Genomic DNA, 18,978 nt, shown 5'->3' with positions numbered 1-18,978 from the left:
ACGCTGACTCGGTGAAAGGCGAGTGACGCTCAAGTATCAGCGAGCATCCCGCTGCGGTACCCGGTGCCCGGGCAGTGACAGTCCGGGCATCGAGGCTCTGAATTTCCCTCCTTGCTGGTGGATTGCGGTAAATGACTTCCATGACTCCTTCACGACAGCCTTCCCTGCGGGAAGGCCTGCTGCTTGCCTGTGGCCGCGTGACACTGGCGATAGCGGCGGTACTGCTGGCTTCCACGGTGCTGATCATGCTCTACGGCGTGGTGATGCGCTATGTACTGGGCGGCGCGCCCATCTGGGTCGATGAGCTGACCCGCTATCTCATCATCGCCAGTGTCATGCTGGCGATCGGCGTCGTCTGGGCGGAAGGGGCGCACATGCGCGTGGCGCTGCTGGAACGGCGTCTGCCTCCGCGCATGGCCACGGCGCTGATCCATTACCAGTGGTGGCTGACGCTCGTGCTGATGGCGGGCGCGACCTGGATGACCTGGCACTACGCCATGTCGGCGAGCATGTTCCGCACCATGGGGCTGGGCGTCAGCCGCAGCGTGCCGATGCTGTCGATGCCGATCGGCTTCGCGCTTATCACGCTGCAGGTCCTGTTGCATGGCCCGCGGCCGCTGACATCCCCGGCGCTTGAGATCTCGCCGGACGAGGAGGTCGACGAGCCTGCGACACACGATGACAGGACAGGAGGGCCACGCACATGATCTGGGCAATGTTGGCCATCTTCGTCGTGCACGTGCTGTTGGGCCTGCCGCTGTTTCTCTCCCTGCTCGTCACCGCCGTGACCGGCTTTCTGTTCGTCGATATTTCGATGCTGGAGCGCCTCGGGCCGCAGCAGTTCTTCGGCGGCATCAATGCCTTCTCGCTGATGGCGATTCCGCTGTTCATTCTCGCCGGCAACCTGATGAACATCAGTGGCCTGACCGAACGCCTCATGCGTCTGGCACGCCTGATGGTCGGACATCTGCGCGGTGGCATGGGCCATGTCAACGTCGTCTCCAGCGTGTTCTTCGCCGGTGTGAATGGCTCGGCGGTCGCCGATACCTCCGCGCTGGGCTCGCTGTTGGTGCCGGCCATGCGCAAGGAGGGCTATTCGACTTCCTTTGCCGCAGGTCTGACGGCGGGCAGCTCGTTGATCGGGCCGATCATCCCGCCGAGCATCTTCATGATCCTCTACGCCTCGCTGACCAACACCTCCGTGGGCAGCCTGTTCCTGGCCGGTGTCGTACCCGGTCTGGTGCTGGCGGTGGCGTTCATGGCGATGAATGCCTGGTATGCCCGGCGTCATGGTCTGCAGGCACGTGGCCAGGCACCGGCACGTCGCGAAGTGATCGCGGCGGTCATCGGGGCACTGCCTGCGCTGGTGGCACCGGTAATCATCGTCTCCGGCATCGTGCTGGGCATCGTGACCCCGACCGAATCCGGCGCCTTGATCGTGGCCTATGTGCTGCTCTGCGGCTTGTGCCAGGGGCCGCTCAAGCTTGTCGATGTGTGGGGTGCCATCAAGGACACGGCCCGCCTGACCAGCGCCATCTTCGTGATCATGGCGGTGTCGTCCATCGTCAGCTGGCTGCTGTCCTATGCCCAGGTGCCCAATCAGTTCGTGGCATTGCTGACGCCCTATATCGACAGCCCGATCCTGATCCTGCTGCTGCTCAGCGCCATCACCTTCGTTACCGGCATGTTCATGGAGGAAGTCTCGGCCTTGATGCTGTTGACGCCGATCTTCGTGCCCGTGGCCATGGCCGCCGGCATCGACCCCGTGCACCTGGGTGTCATCATCACGCTCAATATCACCATCGCGCTGATCACGCCGCCGATGGGTGCCTGCGTGTTCGTGGCCGCCGCGGTCAGCAAGCTCGAGATCACCTCGCTGTTTCGCATCATCTGGCCGTTCGTGCTGGTGGCGGTCGCGGTGCTGCTGATGCTGATCATCTTCCCGCCTCTTACCCTGTGGTTGCCGACCCTGTCTGGATAACAACTCATGACGTCAACATTGAATCGCCCAATTCCCCCCATCCCGAGTCATGACGAGCCGGACTGGACGCAGGTTACCCGAATCCCCGTCAAGGGTTGTGACAGTACTCTGGTGCCGACCAGCCTCGGGCCGTCATGTCTGAAGGTCTATCCTGCCTACGCGCGCCTCGGTATCCCCGGGGCGGTCAATGAATGTCTGGTACGGCGCGCGGTGTATCAGCGCCTGTTACAGGCCGCGCGCGCCTTGCCGCCAGGGCTGTCGTTGGTGGTGATGGATGGCTGGCGACCCTGGCGGGTGCAGCAGTATCTGTTCGAGACGCTGTATCAGTCGCTCAAGACGCATGACCCTGAGCTTGATGAGGCCCAGCTGCTGGCGCGTACGCGCGAATTCGTCTCGCTGCCCAGCCGTGACCCGGACGCGCCGAGTCCGCATCTCACCGGCGGCGCCGTCGATGTCACCCTGTGTGACGCCGATGGCTTGCTGCTCGAGATGGGGACGCTGTTCGATGAGGCGACCCCCGAGTCCCACGCCGATCATTTCGAGCGTCATCCGCCTGCCAGCAATACGCCCCAGGCCGAGGCACGCGACAACCGCCGTCTGCTCTATCACGTCATGACCGAGGCCGGGTTCACCAATCTGCCCAGCGAATGGTGGCACTTCGATTTCGGTGATCAGCTCTGGGCCTGGTACCGCGGCGAACCCGAGGCGCTGTTCGGTCCGGCGGAGATGGACAGCATCGAGAGTCTCTGGAAACGCTCACTGGCGTGAAGGTGTCAGAGCATGCCTGACAGCCGCTGGCCTGCAAGACACGAAAGCCCCGCTCGATGGCGACTCGAGCGGGGCTTTCGTTTCAGCAGCTTATGCGATCAGCGTTCAGCGAGCCGTGCCTGATGCTCAGCTGACGATCTCGGCCTGATCGAGCATGGCATGGAAGAGCACGTTGCAGCCGGCGTGCAGATCCTTGGGCGCGGCGTTCTCGATCTCGTTGTGGCTGATGCCGCCTTCGCAGGGGACGAAGATCATGCCGGCGGGAGCGATACGGCCCATGAAGATGGCGTCGTGGCCGGCGCCGCTGACGATGTCGAGATGCGAGTAGCCGAGCTGGCTGGCGGCGTTGCGCACCGCGTTCACGCAGTTGTCGGCGAAGTGTTCCGGCACGAAGTCGGCGGTGGGGGTGAGCTCGTAGGTCAGACGATGCCGCTGACTGACGGCTTCGACGACTTCTTTCAGCTCCGCGACCATCGCGGTGAGGGAGTCGGGTTCCAGCGAGCGCAGATCGATGGTCATGTTGACCTGCCCGGGGATGACGTTGCGCGAGCCCGGGTGGACCTGCATCACGCCCACGGTACCGCGGCCATGCGGCGCGTGATCGATGGCGATGCGATTGACGGCGACGGTGATCTCGGCCGCGCCAAGCATGGCGTCCTGGCGCAGTGACATGGGCGTGGGGCCCGCGTGCGCCTCCTGACCGGTCAGGATCAGATCGAACCAGCGCTGACCCAGCGCGCCCATCACCACGCCGATGGTAGTCGCTTCATCTTCCAGAATCGGGCCCTGCTCGATGTGGCTCTCGAAGAAGGCGCGCACGTTCTCGCGGGGGATCTCATCGCTGCCGCGATAGCCGATGGAATCCAGTGCCTCACCGGCGGTCACGCCGTCGCTGTCCTGCTGGGCGAGCATCTCATGCAGTGACAACTGGCCGGTATGCACGCCGGACCCCATCATGCAGGGCGCGAAGCGACAGCCTTCTTCATTGGTCCAGACCACCACTTCCACCGGGCAGCGGGTCTTGATGTCGTGCTGGTTGAGGCTGCGCAGGACCTCAAGCCCGGCCATCACCCCGAAGCAGCCATCGAACTTGCCGCCGGTCGGCTGGGTGTCGATGTGGCTGCCGGTCATCACCGCCGGTGCGTCCGGGTCGGTGCCGGCACGGCGCGCGAAGATGTTGCCGATGGCATCGATACGGATCGTGCAGCCCTCGGCCTTGCACCATTGAATGAAGAGGTCGCGCGCCTGGCGGTCCAGCTCGGTCAGTGCCTGGCGGTTGACGCCGCCCTTGGGCGTGGCACCCAGCTCGGCCAGGGTCATCAGTGATTGCCACAGGCGATCGCTGTCGGTGCGCAGCTCGCTCAGGGTATTCGCGGGCGATGTGTCCATCTGGGCAGTGGTCATCGGCTTCATCCTCTCGTGGATATTGTTGTTGTGCTTCCGGTTCCGCTCTCGGTTCTGCTCTTGTATCAATTCCGCTCTTGTTTTGGGCTCCGCTCCTGTTTCGGTCCAGGCTTCGGCTGCGGGTCAGGCTCTGCTGCCGGCCATCAATTGCGCGGGGGTGACGAGCAACTGGTCGGCCATTTCCACCTCGAGTGCCGTCATGTGGTGCTCGGCATCCTGCATATGTTCTGTCATGAGCTGTCTGACCTGCTCATGGTCCTCGTGGCGAAACGCCGTGATCAGGCCGGAGTGGTAATGCTGATTGGCCTGGTCGAACTGCTTGCGCTCCGGCAGGTAGGCTTTCTTGATGACGACCAGCTCATGCAGCATGTCGTTGAGGAACTGGCACATGAAGCTGAGCAGCGGGTTGGGGCAGGCGCGGGCCAGCACCTGATGGAATTCGATTTCCAGGAAGCGCTGGCGCCGCTGGTCCTCGTCCTGTGGCTGGTGGCAACTGCAGTCATGGACATTGTTCTCGAGCGCCACCAGGTCCTCTTCGCTGAGCAGGCCCACCACCGAGACCGCCATCTCGACTTCCAGCAGTCGGCGTAGCTGATAGACCTGGGCGCCATTGAGCGTCTTGAAATGCAGGAAGCTTCTCAGCATGCGGCTGGCCGGTTCCATGCTTGGCGCATTGAGTACGGCGCCGCCATTGGGCCCCGTCTTCAGGGTGATCAAGCCCTCGACCTCGAGAATCTTGAGGGCTTCGCGCAGCGTGCCCTTGGCGCAGCCGTACTGGGCCATCAGCGCCTTCTCGTTGGGCAGCCGGTCGCCTTCGCTCAACCCATCGCGCACGATGCTGCGCCTCAGGTCATCACTGATCAGCTCGGCCAGCTTCTGCCGCTTGGGCAGGTGGGCGTCGGAGGCGTTGGCACTGGTGCTGGCACGTGAAGTGTCCAGGGGGGAGGGCGATGTCGGCATGCGATGTCCTGAGCGGCAGCGAGTCAGTTATATTTATTCGTATAAATAAGCTTTAGTCGCGGACTCGAGTGCTGTCAAACCCCAAGGTGGCCTCAAGCGTTGCGCAGGCGATCACGCCAATGATGCGTCGCATCAAAGGCAGCGCATTGGCGAAGTCATGCGTGTCAGTCTTGAAAAGCACCTGGTCTGACATAAGGTTTCCATATTCGACCCCGCTAAAGGAGGCCCCTATGGAAACGCATGATCCTCAGCGAACGCGCGACGCCGATATCGTCATCGTCGGTGGCGGTGCCGGCGGACTGGAGCTGGCGGTTCGCCTCGCCAAGGCAGGCCACAAGGACGTCTTGCTGATAGACCGCGACACCAGTCACGTATGGAAGCCACGACTGCATGAGATCGCGGCGGGCCTCGGGCGGCGTCAGGTCGATGAGCTGGGGTATGCCGGTCTGGCCGAGCAGTGGGGGTTCCGCTATGAGTGCGGCACACTCGAAAGCGTGGAGCCTGCACAGCGTCAGATCACCCTGGCCGCGATCCCGGGCAGGGAAGATCACGCGAGCGCCGAGGTGCCGGCGCGCGTCAGGGGCTATCGTCAGCTGGTGCTGGCCCTGGGCGGTGTGACGCCGGACATGGGGGTCGAGGGTGTGCTGGAGCATGCCTGCCTGCTGGATTCCCCCGACGATGCCGAGCGCATCGCCCAGCAGTTCTCGCGTGGCCTGCTGGCCAACCATGTGGCGATGGAAACAGCAGCGACAGGCGATGCTGGCGTGTCAGCCAGCCAGGGCGGCGCTCAGGTTGGCACTGAGGGAGGCACTGAGGGAGGCACGCAAGATAGTGCCAAGCAGTCCCCGGGGCGGCCGTATCAGGTGGTGATCGTCGGTTCCGGCGCCACCGGTGTCGAACTGGCCGCCTACCTGCATGAGGCGCGTGGCATGCATGACGCCCCTGCACCCAAGGGCGCGCAGGTCGAGATCACGATTCTCGAGGCCACCGAGACCTTCATGCCCGGTGTCTCACAGGAACTGCGCGAGTCGATCCATCAGCGACTCGAGGAGCAGGGCATCAAGATCGAACTGTCCCGTCAGGTCGCCAAGGTGTCCCCCGGCAGTGTCGAGATCAGTGAAGGCGACGAGTCGGTGACGCGGGACGCGGATCTGGTGGTCTGGGCGGCAGGGCGCGTCGGGCCTGCCATCGTCGAGAAAATCGATGCCCTGGAAAGCAACAAGAAGCGTCAATTCACGGTGACGCCCGGGCTGCAATGCCTTGGCCATGACAGCATCTTCGCGCTGGGCGATTGTGCCAACATCGATGAGGCACCGCTGCCGCCCACCGCTCAGGTGGCCAGCGAGCAGGCCGAGTTTCTCGCCGATGAACTGCCGCGTCGCCAGCAGGGTGAGCCGGCTCAGGCCTTCGAGTTCAAGGACCGCGGTACCTTGCTGTCACTCTCCAGCGCCGGCAGCGTCGGTGAGCTCAGCGGCAAGTTGAGCGACAAGCTGGGCAATGCCCAGGGCAGCAAGGGCAATGATGATCTGCAGGTGAGAGGACGCTTCGCGCGCGCCGCCTATCAAGGCCTGCAGCGCCAGCACCAGTTCCTGCTGCTGGGGCCGCTGAAGGGCTCCGCCGAGGTGGTCAGTGACGTGCTGCGCCGTAGCATGGGGCCGCGTCTCAAGGTGCACTGAGTCTTGAGCGGCTCTTGAGCGGCTCTTGAGTGTGCCTTGAGAGGCTCTTGAGTGATTCTAGAGAGGCGCTTGAATGAGCCTTGAGAGAGTCGCCACCCAGTGATGACAGGCCGACATGCGCCGTGGTGGATTCCACTGGTGCATGTCGGCCTTGTGCTTTTCAGGGCGTTATTGCTCCCCCGTCGTGTTCAGGAGGTCGTGTTCAGGAGGTCGTGCCCAGCGGGTCATGAGGCACCCGGCGGCGTGATTCTCGCGCTGCTTCAGCTTCTCTCTGCGAGCTGGCCAGTGGATAGGTGCCGGGCCTGAGAATTCGCGTGTCCACGTCGTGGATATCACGCAGTCCGCACAGGGCCAGCGTGGTGTCGAGTTCCTTGTGGATGATCTCCAGGGACTTGGTCACCCCTTGTTCGCCCATGGCGCCGAGTCCATAGAGGAAGGCGCGCCCCAGATAGACGCCCTTGGCGCCCATCGCCACCGCCTTGAGCACATCCTGTCCGGAGCGGATGCCGCCGTCCATGTGGACCTCTGTCCTGTCGCCGACTGCCGCGAGAATGTCCGGCAGGGCGGAGATGGAGGAGGCGGCACCATCCAGCTGACGTCCGCCGTGGTTGGAGACGATCACCGCATCGGCGCCTGCCTGCACGGCCAGCTCGGCATCTTCCGGTTCCATGATGCCCTTGATGATCAGCTTGCCGCCCCAGCGGTCCTTGATCCACTTGATGTCGTCCCAGCTCAGGCTCGGATCGAACTGGCTGGCGGTCCATTTCGAGAGGGAACTCAGATTCTCGGCATCCTTCACGTGGCCGGCGATATTGCCGAAGGTGTGGCGCCTGGTCTTGAGCATGCCGGCACACCAGCGCCACTTGGTGGCCAGATCGAGCACGGTCGCCACGGTGGGGCGAGGGGGCACGCTCAGGCCGTTGATCAGGTCCTTGTGGCGCTGGCCGATGATCTGCAGGTCAGCGGTGAGTACCAGCGCGGAACACTCCGCGGCCTTGGCGCGATCGATCAGTCGTCCGATGTAATCCTTGTCGCGCATCACGTAAAGCTGGAACCAGAAGGGCCGTGAGCTGACCGACGCGACGTCCTCGATGGAACAGATGCTCATGGTCGAGAGCGTGAAGGGGATACCGAAGTCACTCGCCGCGCGCGCGGCCAGCATCTCGCCATCGGCATGCTGCATGCCGGTCAGGCCAGTCGGTGCGATCGCCACCGGCATGGCCACCTCCTCGCCGAGCATCTTCGTGCGCAGAGTGCGATTGTCCATGTCGACCATCACCCGTTGGCGCAGTCCGATCGCGGCGAAATCGGCCTCGTTGGCCCGATAGGTGGACTCCGTCCACGAGCCGGAATCGGCATAGTCGTAGAACATCTTCGGCACGCGGCGTTTCGCCAGGCGTTGCAGGTCATTGATGCAGGTGATGGTCATGCGGGTCTCCATCCGTGGTGGGTCGCGCGGGGGTTGGCAGGGTCGCTTGCGCTACTGTCACCGAATCCGGTCTTGTCCAGCTATAGGCGATACGTCTAGGGGGAGGCGTTCGGGTGGTGGAATTCAATGAAAAAACCGCGCTTCAGCCCGGCCGACCACCCACAAGACAGTCGATTCCTCCAGCGCGTGTCGCGGATTGTCATCTTTGAGTGGAATACTATGGCATTGGGATGATTTCCGAGTGGATGGAGAGATGGCATGGATCAGGCCTGGCCTGAAAGCACGCGCGACAACCTTCGATTTCTGTGTTCGGAAGTGGATAGCCAATATGGCTGGCTGCAGGCGTTCGTGTCCGCGCCGACGGCGGCCATGGCGCGCAAGCTGCTGGAGCGCCAGGGGTACGCCGAGAACCTCTGCCAGCGTATCGAACAGGCATGCCCTGAAGCCCGAAACCACAAGCGCTCGCACGCGCGGGCCCGCTTCCAGCAGAGCCTGGTCGAGGTCGCCAGTGGTCTGGCACGGCTCAGTGAGCTGGCGCGCAGTTGTCTGGAGCAGCTGATTCGCGTCGATGATGTCCAGCTGGTCGATGATATCGTGCTGGTCAAGTCGCTGCGCCGTGTGCGTCGCGGCATTCTGCGCAGCGAGATGTCGCTGGAGAACGGCTCCCTGTCCCTGGCCCTGAAGCTTGCGCGCAGTCGCGAGAAGCTGAAGCGGGACAGTGAAGGCCGCATCCGGGCACTCACTGGCCAGCTCAAGAAGAAGCGCGCTCCCGCCGAAGACCTGACACATCTGCTGTTCGTGGCCCGGGAAATCAGCCAGATGGGCGAGGTGCTGGGGCAGTTGGGTGAGGCGGTCATCTCGGCAACCCTCGGTCAGTCACTCAACTTCGAGCGCTATGCCTCGCTGACGCACCTGGTCAATGAACTCGGTGATGGCAGTCAGACGGCGGGCGAGATGCGCGTCGACACTTTGGCCGAGACACGCTCCGGCAGCCGGATCTCGGGGATTGCCAGCGAGAAGCCCAGTGGGAGGGCTGTTGAGAAGGTCAGTGACAAGGGCAAGCCGGCCAACGACAAGCAACAGGGCAGCAAGAACAAGGCGAGCGAGTCCAATGGCAGCAAGTCCAAGGACCGCAAATCCAGGGACCGCAAGCCAACCGGCGATCTGCCGCTGACCTCGCCGGAGTATCTGGCCATCTTCAAGGATGGCCTGGGGCGCAAGGTCGAGGAGGAGCGTCAGGGCGTCGAGCGCTGGCACGACATCTATCCCGGCATCGCCCCCCGCATCCTCTCGCATCATCAGCAGGGCGACAGCGCGGCACTCTTGATCGAGCACCTGCCGGGCATGACCCTCGAGCATCTGTTGATCAACGAATCGTCACGCCTCAATCGTACCGCCCAGCAGGCGCTGGTCGAGACGCTGCACTCGGTGTGGACCACCACCCGCCGCGACAAGCCGGTCACTGCAGGGCACATGCGCCAGCTGCTCAAGCGGCTGAGTGATGTCTATCAGATCCATCCGGAATTTCGCCACTGCGGTGCCTCGCTGTGTGGGCGCGAGATGCCCTCGCTGGAAGCGTTGATCGAGCAGGCCGCAGGTAGGGAACGTTCGCTCGAGGCTCCCTTCGCCGTCTATATCCACGGCGACTTCAATGTCGACAACATCCTCTTCGATCCGGCGAAGCAGAGCATCCGCTTCATCGATCTTCACCGCTCGGCCTATCAGGACTATGTGCAGGATGTGTCCGTGCACATGGTGTCCCATTACCGTCTGCAATTGACGGATGCGGCGCTGCGGGCCCGTATTCTGGCGCTGGCCCTGAGTTTCGGTCAGCAGATGCGTCGCTTTGCCCATGAGCAGGGCGATACCACCTTTGAATGGCGTCTGGCACTTGGCCTGGCGCGCTCCTTTGCCACCTCGACACGTTTCATCCTCGATGCCGGGCTGGCAGGGCGCATGTTCAACCGCGCACGCTTTATACTCGAGCATGTGCTTGGCGCCGACCCTGAACGGCCGGCCGATTACCGTATTCCTCTGGAGGAGTTGTTCGTTGACTGATTTCAAGATTGGCGTCGTGGGTATTCCTGGCAAGTGGTCGACCGAGGTGCTGGCGGATGCCATCGAAGCACGGACGGGCTTTCGTCTCGTGATCGACATGGCGGCCGTCTCGCTGGACCTGTCCCGCAACTGCCTCGAATTCCGTGACTCTGCCGGGGTGCGTCATGACCTGACCGAGCTGGATGCCCTGATCGTCAAGAAGATCAGCGCGGAATATTCCCCGGGCAGCCTGGACCGCCTGGAGCTGCTGCGCGTCGCCGAAGCCAGGGGCGTGCGCGTCTTCAGCAGCGCGGAGAGCATGATTCGCCTGATCGACCGCCTGAGCTGCACCGTCACGCTGGCCAATGCCGATATCCCGATGCCGGCCACACTGGTCACCGAAGACGTGGCGACGGCCTGCGAGGCCGTCAAGCACTTCAAGGCCGCCGTCTTCAAGCCGCTTTTCTCCACCAAGGCACGGGGCATGTGCATCATCGAGGACACCGGCGATGATGCCGCGCTGGAAGCTGCCGTGCGTGAGTTCGCCGCCGAGCACCCGATGATGTATCTGCAGCAGCGCCTCGACCTGCCGGGGCAGGATTACGGCATGGTCTTCGTCGGGGGCCGTTATCTGTGCAGCTACGCCCGCGTCAGTGGGGGCGATGCCTGGAATACCACCATCCACGCCGGTGGCAAGTACGCGCCCTTCGAGCCCTCCGAGGAGCTGATCGCGCTGGCGCAGCGTGCCCAGGCGCCGTTCAAGCTCGATTTCACCACCGTCGATGTCGCGCTGACCGACGATGGCCCGATCATCTTCGAAGTCTCGGCCTTCGGCGGCTTCCGCGGCGCGCTGGAAGGTGCCGGTGTCGATGCGGCCACCGCCTATCTCGATCACGTGATGGAGTGTCTGGCATGAGCGCGACGACCTGTGACAGCCCGGCCAGCCTTGCCACGCTGCCCTTTGCAGAGTGGACGGCCGCCGCCTGCTTCACGGCGCTGACGCCGTCGCGCCAGTGCCTGAGCGAGGCGCTACTGTTCGAGGTGGATGACTTTCGCCTGTGCGTGAAGACGGACATGCCACGGCTGCTGCAACGTCTGGCGACATATTTTCGCCATTGCGCGCGCATTGTGGCGCTCGACAATGTGCCGAGGGGAGCCAGGCTCGTGCATGTGCTCGAGGCGCCGGCCCTCAAGGACACGCCAGCGGCAGCGAGACTCGGCATCGTGCCCGAGGCCTTCGTCGATTGGATGCCGGAGCCCGGCAAGACACGCCGCAAGGACGCCATTATCGACCTGGCCGACGGGCGCCTGATTCACAAGGTGCGCACGGGCATGGCCTTTCTGCGCAGCAACGACCACAACCTGGCGTTCGGGCCCTGTGAAGACAATGAAAGCCAGGTGATCAACTTCCTGCTCAATCTGCACATGTCGCATCTGCAGCAGAATGACGGCTTGATCTGTCACGCATCGGCGCTGTCGAAGGGCGATCGCGCGGTGGCCATCGCCGCCTTCTCCGGCGGCGGCAAGTCCACCACCATGGTGAAGGCGCTCGACAATCCCGAGTTCGACTTCATCAGCAATGACCGGCTGTTCCTGGACCGCCCCGGGCGGGAGGGAACGCTGCGTGCCCGCGGCGTCGCCAAGTTGCCACGCATCAATCCCGGCACCATGCTCAACAATCCGCGTCTGCGCCCGCTGCTGGACCCCGCACGTATCGCAGGCTATGAAGCGATGCCGCAAGAAGCGCTGTGGGATCTCGAAGAGAAGCACGATCTGATCATCGAGGACGTCTACGGCCCCGGGCGTATCCGCGCCAGTGGCGAGCTTGCAGCCATGGTGATACTCAACTGGACGCGCGGCAGCGAGGCGCCACTCGAGGTGCGCGAGGTCGAGGTCAGCCGCAGCGAAGCGCTGATACGCGCGGTGATGAAGACACCGGGGCCCTTCCACCAGCAGCGGGATGGCCGTTTCGTGCCCAATGGCGCAAGCCTTGATCCCGCGCCGTATCTGGAGCGCCTGGCGGCAACCCGCGTGCTTGAGGTGACCGGGCGCGTGGACTTCGCCGCGCTGGTCGAGAACCACCTGACCCCCTTGCTGGAGGCTTGAACATGCGTCGTGAACTGCTGTTGATGCGCCACGGAAAGTCGGACTGGTCAGTGGCAGCTGACGACTTCCATCGACCCCTCAAGGAGCGCGGCAAGCGCGGCGCCCAGCGCATGGGGGCCTGGCTTGCCCAGGAGGCGCTGGTACCGGATGCCATCCTGAGCTCGCCGGCCCTTCGCGCGCGCGCCACGGCTGAAAAGTGCGTGAAGTCGATGGGCCTCGGCGTCGACATGATCGAGCTCAAGCCTGCGCTTTACTGCGAGGACGAGGCGCCGCTGCTCAAGACGGTGCGCGCCTGCCCGGACAGCGTGCAGCGACTGATGATCATCGGCCATAACCCGGCATTGGAAGATGCGCTGGTCTGGCTGACCGGCAAGCGGCCGCGTCCGCCCAAGGAGACCAAGCTGCTGCCGACGGCGGCGGTGGTCAAGCTGACCTTCGAGGGGCGCTGGGAAGACCTGCGCTCCGGTCAGATGAGCCTGGAGCTGATCCAGCGCGTGCGTGCCTTGCCGGATGGCTTCCCCTGGCCATTCCCGGCCGGTGAGGAGCGCCGCGAACGCCCCGCCTATTACTACCGTCAATCGGCCGTCCTGCCCTGTCGTCTGCAGGGGGAAGGCGAAGATGCCCAGTGGGAGGTGCTGCTGATCGGCTCTTCCTCCAATCGTCACTGGAGCCTGCCCAAGGGGATCGTCGAGCCGGGCATGAGTCCGCTTGAGTCCGCGCTCAAGGAAGCCCGCGAGGAAGCGGGCATTGAGGCGGAGGCGCTGGACCACGCAGCGCTGGAATTCAGTTACGAGAAGTGGGGCGCTCCTGTCGCCGCTAGTCTGCACGCCGTGAGAGTCGTGCATGAGCAGGAAGAGAGCGAGCGGGAGGAGCCGCATCGCAGTCGGCGCTGGGTGGCGGCGGAGGTCGTGCCGAGCCTGTTGAAGAACCACGAGATGGGGCACGCCGCCATGGCGCTGCTGGCACGGCTTGAGCAGTCGCGCCAGGCGACGTGAGTGCGGGAGACTGGCGCCTTTAGCTCCATCAGCTCCATAAGCTCCATTGGCGCCACTAGCACCGTACGAGGCGACGCATGGCGAGGACCGCCAGCATGAATCAATACCGAGTGAAGACGGGAAGAGCGACGGCCGATGACTGATGAACCGACAATTCGACGTGTGGCATTGATTCGTCATGCCGATTATCACCAGCAGATTGATACCCCGAGCGCGCTGCAGCCGTTTCCCTTGACCCGTCGCGGTGAGCGTCAGGCGCGTGAGGGAGCCGAGGAAGTGCTGGCGCTGTGTCAGGTACATGGCTGGCAACCGGCCAGCACGGTACATGCCTCCAGCCTGTTGCGTGCCTGGCAGACGGCGCAGGTGATGAACGAGGTCATGGGTGACAGGACAGAGCGTGAGTTTTCGCTCATGGCACACGATGCCCTGTGGGAGCGCAGTCTGGGCAGCGCCGCCAATCTGACCACGGCACAGATCGCCGAAGCGGTGCGTCATGATCCGCGCGTGGATTTCCTGCCGGCCGACTGGAAATCCAACAGCCACTTTCGCCTGCCGCTGCCGGGGGCTGAATCCCTGATGCAGGCCGGTCAGCGGGTGGCCGACTTCATTGCTTCGCTACCGGCTTCCTCAACACCTTCTGTCTCGGCTCCCACATTAACCCCCACATCGGGCGCCACGCTGACACTGGTCGTCGGCCATGGCGCAGCGCTGCGCCATGCGGCGCATCTGCTGGGCGTGCTGGACTTCGACCAGATTGCCGGGCTGAGCATGCACCATGCGCGGCCGGTGGTCATCGAGGAAACTCCGTCAGGGTCATGGCGGCATGTGGCTGGCGAGTGGAAGGTGCGCCAGCGTCACGAGCCCGCGCAGGACTGAGTTGGCGGCCAGCCGGCGGGGGACTGAAGTGCCGTGAGCGGGCGGGGTGCTGGAGAGCAGGGGATGGGCGGAGTCATTGACAGCAGAGATGCAGGCCAGCGCATCAGGGTGATACGAGTCTGTCATCTTTCTGTGATCAAACGGTCATAAGCTTGTTGCCCTGTGCTCGTGACCTCATCCCACATTCCGCATGCCCCCGGATGGTCCCCAAGGAGCGGCAAGGCGCTTGCTTGCCACAAGCCGGTGAGTTCAACGAGGCAAGCAGATGCCACAAGGAGATAGCCCAATGACCCTCAGCCCCCCCATGAGCGACGCCGTACCGCGTTACCGAGGCCCGACGCGTTATCTGAAGGCGCTGCCCAGTCACGCGGCTCAGTGGCCCGAGACACATCAGCACCTGCGCGCCGGTGACAAGGTGTCCCGCGCCGCTCGCAAGCTGGGCAGCAAGGACTGGCCACGCCGCGATGTCATCTTCATCTCCGATGCGCATGCCGACGCGGAAGCCTTCATCGCATCTCTGGTGGCCAGTGGCGGTGTGCGCCTGACCTCGCGGGACCACCTGGTATTGACGGCGCGGGGCAAGCGCAGCGTCTTCGTCATCGGCGGTGATTGCCTCGACAAGGGCCCCAGCAATCTGGAGCTGCTGGAAGCCCTGCGCACCTTGATGCGCAGCGGGGCGCGTCTCAAGTTGCTGGCGGGCAATCACGACATGCGGCTGATGCTGGCGCTGATGCGGCTGAGTCATGATGATTCGGCGCGTACTGATCATCTGTTCGTGCGCATGGGCGCCAAGGGGCTGGCGCTGCTCAAGGAAGTCTTCGATCACTACCTGGCGGACAGACCGCGGGCGATGAAGAGCATTCCCTCGCGAAGTGAGTGTCGTCGGCGCCTGTACCCGGGGCCGGACTGGGCGGAGCAGTTTCGCAAATCGGCAGGCCATGTGCTCAAGGGGGAGGCGCTGGAGAAGGAGATCACTCGCCTGAGCGCCAAGGCCGATGGCTTCGAGCATGCCTGTGAGAAACACGGTCTCTCGTTGCGCCAGACCTATGCCGCCGCGCTCAAGGCCCACGAGCTGTTTCTCAAGCCCGGCGGGCGCTTTGCCTGGTTCTTCGACGAGATGCGCCTTGCCTATCGCAGTGGCGCCTTCCTGCATGTCCATGCAGGCGTGGATGATGCCTTCGCCAGACGACTCGGCCGCCAGAAGGTCTCGCAGGTCAATCAGGAATTCCGGCGCATCCTGCGCGAAGACCCGTTCACCTTCTATTACGGTGAGCTGGCCAATGTACTGCGCACCAAATATCGCAAGAGCGACATGGTGCTGAGCGCCGCAGGCGTCAAGCGCCTGCACAAGGTTGGCATTCGTGCCGTGATGCATGGTCACGTCAATCATCAGGCGGGCCAGCAGCTGGGCTGGCGCCACGGCCTTCTGCATATCGAGGGCGACGTCACCCTGGATCGTAATTCACGCCGCAAGGAAGGGCTGGATGGCGTGGGCATGGGGGCGACGCTGATAGAAGCCTGTGGACGCATCGTCGGCATCAGCAATGACCATCCCGAGGTCAAGGTCTACGCGCCCTGAAACACGCACAGGAGAGGCAGGTGAAAGACGACAAGCAGGACAAGTCGCTGTTCCGACATGAATCATTGCAGTCCATCGATGGCGTTCAGGACATTCTCAAGGCCATCATCAAGGGGCTGGGCAAGGGGCTGCTGTCATTTCGCGATGAGGACGGCGAGATTCGGCTGGCACCGCGCGGCCTGATGACCCTCAAGGTCACGGCGCGGCGAGAGGATGATCATCATCGCCTCGATATTCGCCTGTCATGGCATGCCAAGCCCGGCGCCAAGCGCAACAAGACGCTCAAGGTTCTCGATGAGTGAGGGCAGCGTGCGCTGGCATTGATCCAGATCAAGTCTCTGCCAGTCCGCGGCCCGTAGTGAGATGGCCGGCATACCCGCGCTTAAGCGGCTATGGTACATGTAGCATGCTGCATATTGGTTGTGTCTGCTGCGACACGACCGCTCCCCATGATCAGGACATGTCATTGATGCCTTCATCCCCTCAGCGCCTGTGCGGTGCCGATCACCGCTCGTCTCCATTGCACTCTTCCAGCCTTGCGGTAAAGCTTGCTGTCAGGCCTTCAAGGTGCTGGAAACAGTGGCTGGCCGCCGCCGCGCTTGCCTGTCTGCCGCTGGGCGCACAGGCCGCTGACAAGCCGCTCTCGGCGTCGGCCATTCAGGCCATCGAATCAGAGGTCGGCGCGCGAATCGGTGTCACCGTTCTGGATACCGCCGATGGCACCCGTTTCAGCTGGCGGGGGGATGAGCGCTTCCCCATGAGCAGCACCTTCAAGGTGCTGGCCTGTGGTCATATGCTCTCCCGGGTGGACGAAGGCCAGGAATCGTTGTCACGCAAGGTGGAGATTCGCCCGGCGGACCTCGTGACCTATTCCCCCATCACCGAGAACCACACCCGGGATGGAGGCCTGACGCTCGAGGCGTTGTGCCATGCCACCATCACGACCAGCGACAATACCGCGGGCAACCTGATTCTCGACACCCTTGGCGGTCCTGCCGCACTGACGGCCTATCTGCGGCGCCTGGACGATGACAGCACGCGGCTGGATAGACGTGAAACGGCGCTCAATGAGGCCACTCCCGGTGACCCGCGCGATACCACCACGCCGCACGCGATGGCGGCTACCCTGCAGCGACTGCTGGTGGGGGATGCGCTGAGCGAGCCATCGCGCCTGGCTCTGCAGGGCTGGATGCTGGCCAACACCACCGGTGATGACAAGCTGCGGGCGGCCTTGCCCGATGACTGGCAGATCGCGGACAAGACCGGCGGCGGGGGGTATGGCACCAACAATGACGTTGCCATCCTGTGGCCGCCGTTGCGTGCCCCGTTGATCGTGGCGGTCTATCTGACCGAAAGCGAGGCGGAACTGGCAGCACGCAATGCCGCGATTGCCGATGTCGGGCGTCTGCTGGTCAAGGAAGTGCTGGAGGATGAGGCGAGTCGCTGATGCTGAGGCGAGTCGCTGATGGTGGGGCGCTGGCAGGGCGTGCGTGAAGCATGGGCAACTCAGCGTTGCCGTCATCACGGCCAGCTTGCGCTTGTGGCGCTTGCCCGGTGCCCGCATTGTGCTTGCACTGCATCGGCTTTGGCAGCACGGACCTTCTCGCCATGTTCGCGCCTGCGCCTTGCCGAACCCGCCCTGTCTGCCTCCAGAGGAACTCCATGTCCACACTGTTTTCACCTCTCACCCTCGGCCCGCTCACGCTGGACAATCGCATCATCATCGCGCCCATGTGTCAGTACTCCGCCGAGGAGGGCCAGATGCAGGCCTGGCATGATCAGCATCTTGGCAATCTCGCCCAGTCCGGAGCTGGGCTTCTGATCTTCGAAGCCAGCGCCGTTGCCCCGGAAGGGCGCATCACCCATGGCGATGTCGGACTCTACGATGAGGCATGCCAGCAAGCCATGCAGGGAGTTGTCGAGCGTATCCGCCGCTATTCACCGATGCCGCTGGCGGTGCAGATCGGTCATGCGGGACGCAAGGCATCCTGCCAGAAGCCCTGGGAGGGCGGTGCTGCCATCGCGCCCGGCAACGACAATGGCTGGCAGGTACTTGCCCCCAGCGCGATTCCCTTCAGCGAAGGCGGGCCGCTCCCCGAGTCGATGAGTGGCGAGCAGATCCGCCGCACCATCGCGGACTTCGTGGCGGCGGCACAGCGCGCCGTCGACATCGGCCTGGACGGCATCGAGCTGCATGCGGCGCATGGTTATCTGCTGCACGAATTCCTGTCGCCGTTGAGCAATCAGCGCGACGATGACTACGGTGGCTCACTCGAGAACCGCATGCGTCTGACGCTAGAGGTCTTTGACGCCGTGCGGGCCGCGATCCCGCAGTACGTGATGCTGGGCATCCGGATCAGCGCGACGGACTGGGTCGAGGGCGGCTGGGACCTCGAGCAGAGCATCGAACTTGCCAAGGCGCTGGACCGTCGTGGCTGCCACTATCTGCATGTCTCCAGTGGCGGGCTCAGCGCGCAGCAGCAGATTCCGGTAGCGCCCAACTATCAGGTGCCGCACGCCGAGGCCCTGAAGGCGCAGGTGAAGATGCCGGTGATTGCCGTTGGCCTGATCACCGAGCCGCAGCAGGCCGAAGACCTGCTGGCAAACGAGCGTGCCGATGCCATCGCGCTGGCGCGTGGCATCCTCTACGACCCGCGCTGGCCGTGGCACGCGGCCGCTGCGCTGGGTGACACCGTCAAGGCTGCGCCCCAGTACCTGCGTTGCCAGCCGCATGGCCTGAAGTCGCTGCTGGAGAATCAACAGGACTGAGCCGTGTGAAGAGACATTGAGGATTGACGCCCGCGTTCACGAGCTCCCGCTCGCTGATCGCGGGCGTCTTGCTGTGCGAGGCTTGCCGTGAAGTTCTGGCTTTCCTTGACGTTCAGATTCGAGCGCGCCGGGCGCCTGACGCCATATCTTTCGTCTAACAAGAGCGCTGCCAGCGCATCACTCGAGTGCCGGATAGCGTGGCCTTGCGCCATCATGGGGGGTTCTGAAACGCGTCTTTGCGGCAATCGCGCCTGTTTCTCCTCACGCGCAGGGTGCAAGACTTGATGGCGTGATGGTGGGACGATGCCACCGATGATCAAGCGGACCCGCTGCCTGCCGTGGGGTGATGTTGCAGCGCGATACGCGCTTGATCCTGGCCGCCAGACCGTCTGGTGAAT

The 18,978-nt window shown here is 63.8% G+C and carries 16 protein-coding genes; 13 read left to right on the top strand and 3 right to left on the bottom strand.

The genetic code is table 11. From position 1 onward, the window contains the following. Positions 1–140: 140 nt before the first annotated feature. From ACJJV2_RS09465 to ACJJV2_RS09455, 3 genes are read left to right on the top strand one after another with little or no spacing between them, the layout of a single operon-like run. Positions 141–707 (top strand): TRAP transporter small permease, encoded by a 567-nt coding sequence (locus ACJJV2_RS09465; RefSeq protein ID WP_052384351.1) that lies wholly within the window; start codon positions 141–143, stop codon positions 705–707. Next, positions 704–1,981, top strand: coding sequence for a TRAP transporter large permease (locus ACJJV2_RS09460; RefSeq protein WP_043332115.1), 1,278 nt, complete (start codon positions 704–706; stop codon positions 1,979–1,981). The genes ACJJV2_RS09465 and ACJJV2_RS09460 overlap by 4 nt, the downstream gene beginning before the upstream one ends. A gap of 6 nt (positions 1,982–1,987) precedes the next feature. After that, entirely contained in the window at positions 1,988–2,749 is a 762-nt protein-coding gene (locus ACJJV2_RS09455) for a M15 family metallopeptidase (protein WP_084589267.1), read from the top strand. Between the two features lie 126 nt (positions 2,750–2,875). Here the strand turns inward: ACJJV2_RS09455 and ACJJV2_RS09450 are convergent, their stop codons facing one another. Both ACJJV2_RS09450 and ACJJV2_RS09445 read right to left on the bottom strand, forming a co-directional pair. Further along, a complete protein-coding gene (locus ACJJV2_RS09450) occupies positions 2,876–4,153 on the bottom strand; it encodes a Zn-dependent hydrolase (protein ID WP_156961857.1) in 1,278 nt (425 codons plus the stop codon). 123 nt (positions 4,154–4,276) lie between these two features. Next, positions 4,277–5,113, bottom strand: coding sequence for a FadR/GntR family transcriptional regulator (locus ACJJV2_RS09445; protein ID WP_084589266.1), 837 nt, complete (start codon positions 5,111–5,113; stop codon positions 4,277–4,279). Positions 5,114–5,343: 230 nt separating this feature from the next. On the opposite strand from ACJJV2_RS09445, the gene ACJJV2_RS09440 reads away from it, so the two are divergent. Beyond that, positions 5,344–6,789 (top strand): NAD(P)/FAD-dependent oxidoreductase, encoded by a 1,446-nt coding sequence (locus ACJJV2_RS09440; RefSeq protein ID WP_043332111.1) that lies wholly within the window; start codon positions 5,344–5,346, stop codon positions 6,787–6,789. Between the two features lie 202 nt (positions 6,790–6,991). Here the strand turns inward: ACJJV2_RS09440 and ACJJV2_RS09435 are convergent, their stop codons facing one another. Continuing rightward, on the bottom strand, positions 6,992–8,218 hold the full coding sequence (locus ACJJV2_RS09435) for an alpha-hydroxy acid oxidase (protein ID WP_209443772.1): 1,227 nt from the start codon (positions 8,216–8,218) through the stop codon (positions 6,992–6,994). A 258-nt stretch (positions 8,219–8,476) separates the two neighbouring features. Here ACJJV2_RS09435 and ACJJV2_RS09430 point away from each other — a divergent pair, with 258 nt between their 5' ends. The 9 genes from ACJJV2_RS09430 to ACJJV2_RS09390 all read left to right on the top strand — a co-directional run bounded on the left by ACJJV2_RS09430 (position 8,477) and on the right by ACJJV2_RS09390 (position 18,580). After that, a complete protein-coding gene (locus ACJJV2_RS09430) occupies positions 8,477–10,276 on the top strand; it encodes an aminoglycoside phosphotransferase family protein (protein ID WP_043332109.1) in 1,800 nt (599 codons plus the stop codon). Continuing rightward, positions 10,269–11,171 carry a GAK system ATP-grasp enzyme gene (locus tag ACJJV2_RS09425; RefSeq protein WP_043332107.1) on the top strand — a complete coding sequence of 301 codons (903 nt, stop codon included), beginning with the start codon at positions 10,269–10,271 and terminating at the stop codon, positions 11,169–11,171. The genes ACJJV2_RS09430 and ACJJV2_RS09425 overlap by 8 nt, the downstream gene beginning before the upstream one ends. After that, positions 11,168–12,361 (top strand): HprK-related kinase B, encoded by a 1,194-nt coding sequence (locus ACJJV2_RS09420; RefSeq protein WP_052384350.1) that lies wholly within the window; start codon positions 11,168–11,170, stop codon positions 12,359–12,361. The genes ACJJV2_RS09425 and ACJJV2_RS09420 overlap by 4 nt, the downstream gene beginning before the upstream one ends. Positions 12,362–12,363: 2 nt before the next feature. Continuing rightward, positions 12,364–13,356, top strand: a complete 993-nt coding sequence (locus ACJJV2_RS09415; RefSeq protein WP_052384349.1) for an NUDIX domain-containing protein — start codon at positions 12,364–12,366, stop codon at positions 13,354–13,356. A 135-nt stretch (positions 13,357–13,491) separates the two neighbouring features. Further along, positions 13,492–14,232, top strand: coding sequence for a histidine phosphatase family protein (locus ACJJV2_RS09410; RefSeq protein WP_043332105.1), 741 nt, complete (start codon positions 13,492–13,494; stop codon positions 14,230–14,232). A gap of 286 nt (positions 14,233–14,518) precedes the next feature. Beyond that, positions 14,519–15,811, top strand: coding sequence for a metallophosphoesterase (locus tag ACJJV2_RS09405; RefSeq protein WP_043332104.1), 1,293 nt, complete (start codon positions 14,519–14,521; stop codon positions 15,809–15,811). A gap of 20 nt (positions 15,812–15,831) precedes the next feature. Further along, the gene (locus ACJJV2_RS09400; RefSeq protein ID WP_054555998.1) at positions 15,832–16,113 is read left to right on the top strand and encodes an amphi-Trp domain-containing protein; all 282 of its coding nucleotides are present in this window, start codon (positions 15,832–15,834) and stop codon (positions 16,111–16,113) included. 167 nt (positions 16,114–16,280) lie between these two features. Then, complete coding sequence (gene bla, locus ACJJV2_RS09395) at positions 16,281–17,258, top strand: class A beta-lactamase (RefSeq protein WP_084589318.1); 978 nt, start codon at positions 16,281–16,283, stop codon at positions 17,256–17,258. Between the two features lie 215 nt (positions 17,259–17,473). Continuing rightward, a complete protein-coding gene (locus ACJJV2_RS09390) occupies positions 17,474–18,580 on the top strand; it encodes an NADH:flavin oxidoreductase/NADH oxidase (protein ID WP_043332817.1) in 1,107 nt (368 codons plus the stop codon). Positions 18,581–18,978: the final 398 nt, after the last annotated feature.

The organism is Cobetia sp. Ld8, from assembly GCF_045066615.1.
GTDB classification, from domain to species: Bacteria; Pseudomonadota; Gammaproteobacteria; order Pseudomonadales; family Halomonadaceae; genus Cobetia; species Cobetia amphilecti.
This window is presented reverse-complemented; position numbering and strand designations above follow the sequence as displayed.